Origin of the sequence: Allokutzneria sp. NRRL B-24872 (genome assembly GCF_002155965.1) — a bacterium.
In the GTDB taxonomy this organism is placed as follows: domain Bacteria; phylum Actinomycetota; class Actinomycetes; order Mycobacteriales; family Pseudonocardiaceae; genus Allokutzneria.
This window is the reverse complement of record NZ_MUMH01000282.1, coordinates 1-3,186: the sequence shown is the minus strand read 5'-3', so window position 1 is coordinate 3,186 and position 3,186 is coordinate 1. Positions and strand designations below refer to the sequence as shown.

At 69.1% G+C, this 3,186-nt stretch carries 4 protein-coding genes; 3 read left to right on the top strand and 1 reads right to left on the bottom strand.

Annotated elements, in window-relative coordinates:
• Positions 1-165: 165 nt before the first annotated feature.
• Positions 166-540: a hypothetical protein gene (locus CCN37_RS37440; protein ID WP_086830152.1), complete on the bottom strand. Its 375-nt coding sequence runs from the start codon at positions 538-540 to the stop codon at positions 166-168.
• A gap of 164 nt (positions 541-704) precedes the next feature.
• On the opposite strand from CCN37_RS37440, the gene CCN37_RS37435 reads away from it, so the two are divergent.
• The 3 genes from CCN37_RS37435 (at position 705) to CCN37_RS40500 (ending at position 2,814) form a co-directional block, all read left to right on the top strand.
• Positions 705-1,472, top strand: coding sequence for a trypsin-like serine protease (locus CCN37_RS37435; protein WP_086830150.1), 768 nt, complete (start codon positions 705-707; stop codon positions 1,470-1,472).
• Positions 1,473-1,486: 14 nt separating this feature from the next.
• A complete protein-coding gene (locus tag CCN37_RS37430) occupies positions 1,487-2,401 on the top strand; it encodes a ribonuclease Z (protein ID WP_086830148.1) in 915 nt (304 codons plus the stop codon).
• Between the two features lie 236 nt (positions 2,402-2,637).
• Positions 2,638-2,814, top strand: a complete 177-nt coding sequence (locus CCN37_RS40500; protein ID WP_168201047.1) for a hypothetical protein — start codon at positions 2,638-2,640, stop codon at positions 2,812-2,814.
• Positions 2,815-3,186: the final 372 nt, after the last annotated feature.

Sequence of the window (3,186 nt, the reverse complement as noted above, 5' to 3'; positions counted from 1 at the left end):
TGGCACCACCACGCGACCCCCAACGACCCGTTCGGTGCGTCCAAGGACCCGAATGACCTGTTCAGTGCGTTGAGGTGCTGAATGACTCGTTCAGCACGCCCAACCACATGAACGAGTCATTGAGGACGTTCAACCACATGAATGAGTCATTCAGCAGGTAAGGGGTCAGAGGTCGGGGAGGGGGTCGGGGGGCATGGCGTAGTCGCCGGAGAGTTCGGCGTCGGCGGCGCAGACCACGGCCACGTACTCGTCGTCGAACTCCAGCGCGAGATCGCCCAGCGTGATCATCGGGCCCGATCCCGACTCCACCGGGCCCAGCTCGGTGGCCCTGGGGTGCTCCGCCCACACCGACTCGGGGCGGTCGTGGCTGAACGGGCTGCACGCCAGCACGACGACCTTGCCCTCGGTCACCGCGACGATCACCCCGAAAGAACCGCCGTAGCGGTCGGCGGAGGCCATCGCCGGGAAGAGGAAGTGCAGCGCCTCGTTCTGGGGCAGGAAGGCCCGGCAGCGCTGGCGCACGGCGGAGGACAACGGCATGGGGGCACCTGTTCGGGTCGTAGGGGCCTGATCGGCAGTCTCTCCGCTCTCCGCGTGAATCACAAGGACCGCTCGTTCGAGTCGTTCTGCGGCGCCGGGGGTTTGTCGCCCTCGCGCGCTGCCGATGCGAACGAGGAGGCCAGCGAGTAGTCCGGGAGGTCGCCATGCGCCGCATCGCCGCTGTGCTGCTCGCCGTGCTGAACCTGGCCGCGCCCGCACCAGCTCCGACATCGCCACCGTCCACTCCGGACATAGTCGGCGGAACACCCGCCAGCGCGGAGGCGCATCCCTGGCTCGTCGGGCTGCTCGACGTGAACGGGACCTTCTTCTGCGGCGGCACGCTCGCCAGCCCGCTCAAGGTGATCACCGCCGCGCACTGCATCGGCCGCAAGCAGCCCGCGGACCTCAAGGTGGTGCAGGGGCGGACGCAGATGGCGGGCAGCGGGGGCCGCGTGATCAAGGTGGCGTCGGCGTGGGTGCACCCGGCCTTCCGCACGGTGATCGAGGGTGATGACATCGCGGTGCTCACGCTCGCCGAGCCCGCGTTCGTGCTGCCGCTGACCCCTGCGAGCCCGCAGGACTTCCTCGCCTACTGGCCGGGTCTGCCCGCGACGGTGTTCGGCTGGGGGCGGATCTTCGACTCCGGGCCGGTGTCCACGGTCCTGCTCAGCGTCGCGGTCCCGCTCGTGGACGACCTCACCTGCAAGGCGGCCTATCCCTCATACGACCCGCAGAAGATGGTGTGCGCCGGGCGACCGCAGGGCGGGGCCGACGCGTGCCAGGGCGATTCCGGCGGGCCGCTGGTGGTGGGCGACCGGCTGGTCGGCGTGGTGTCGTGGGGCGAGGGCTGCGGGATGCCGGGCAAGCCGGGGGTGTACTCGCGGGTGTCGACCTACCAGCCGCTTATTCGGCAGCAACTGGGCTGGGGCTGATCTATCTTCGCGGCGTGTCCTCCCGTGAGCTCGTCGTGCTGGGAACCGCCAGCCAGGTGCCGACCCGTCAGCGCGCGCAGAACGGCTACCTGCTGCGCTGGGACGGCGAGGGGCTGCTGTTCGACCCGGGCGAGGGCACGCAGCGGCAGATGCTGCTCGCGGGTGTGGCGGCCAGCGAGATCACGCGGATCTGCCTGACGCACTTCCACGGCGACCACTGCCTTGGCGTGCCGGGGATCGTGCAGCGGCTGTCGCTCGACCGCGTCGCGCATCCCGTGCGCGCGCACTTCCCGGCCTCGGGCCACGAGTACTTCCGGCGGCTGCGCAACGCGACCGCCTTCTACGAGGTGGCCGACCTCCGCGAGGAACCCGTGCACGGCGACGGACCCGTTGCGGCGGGGGACTTCGGCGCGTTGACGGCGCGGCGGCTGGAGCACTCGGTGGAGTCCTTCGGCTACCGGCTCACCGAACCGGATGGTGTGCGGATGCTGCCGGAGCGCCTTGCCGAGGCGGGGATCACCGGGCGGCTCGTGCGCGAGGTGCGGCGCGAGGGTTCGGTCACCGTGGACGGCCGCAGGGTGCCGCTGGAGGCGGTGAGCGAGCCGCGCCAGGGGCAGAGCTTCGCCTTCGTCATGGACACCCGGCTCTGCGACGGGGTGTTCGCGTTGGCCGAGGGCGTGGACATGCTCGTGATCGAGTCGACCTTCCTCGCCGCCGAGGCCGAGTTGGCCAGGCACGTCGGCCACCTCACCGCGGGCGAGGCCGGACGGGTGGCACGGGAGTGCGGCGTGCGGACGCTGGTGCTGACCCATTTCTCCCAGCGCTACCCCGACCCCCGCCGTTTTCGCGACGAGGCCGCCGAGGAGTTCGGAGGGGAAATCGTCGTCGCGGAGGACCTGATGACCGTGCCGGTGCCGAAGCGTCGCTGAGGGAACCATTTTCATTTCGGTCCCGCCCGTACATCCCGGCCTTTTCGATTCGTTATCACCGGCTTATCCGGACGCGGTCCGGAACGGGGTGGTCGGCGGCCTTCGTGGCGATATCCATACGAAATTGTCCGGCCTTAGCGTCGCGCCCCGTAGCTGTTCTTGCTGGACCGAGGGACGACAACGTGACCGTGAACCGTCGAACGAGGTGCGGTGCCCTCGCACTTGTGGTGGGAGGCGTGGTGTTGGGGATCGGGCGCGTGCTGGCGGCGTGGCGCGGCGGTGACCGGGAGCTGGCGGAGAGTCGCAGGCTGGCGGAGCGCCAGGCCGTCGCCGACGACCGGCTCGGCCGGGAGCTCGCCGAGATCAACGGGAGGGTCGCGGCCATTCAGAGACTCTTGGAGGACTCGGTCTAGATCGAACTCTCCGAAGCCGCGAGCCCGACTTTTCGGCTGTGGCCGTAGCGTCGGCCGCCTCGCGGGGGGTGTACATCCATCGATGGGCAGGGCAAACAGCATCGTCGATGCGTTCGGGATATTGGAAGTCGCGCAGCGTCGAATTCCGGCCGCCGTTGGTGTGATATCGATGGGGCGAAGGCGTGAAATGACGTAGTCGCGAGGGACGTCGCGATGAAGTCGGCAACGCGGAGTGATCTTGCACTTCGGTCGTGCTCGTGCGCGGCGTCGTTACCACTCGTGTGTTTTGGGTTTCCCTGGAATCTGGGGGTTCAATGGGCACCCGCTTCGTGTTCAGCATGCTCGGACCACTGGAAGTTCGCGCCGGCGCGA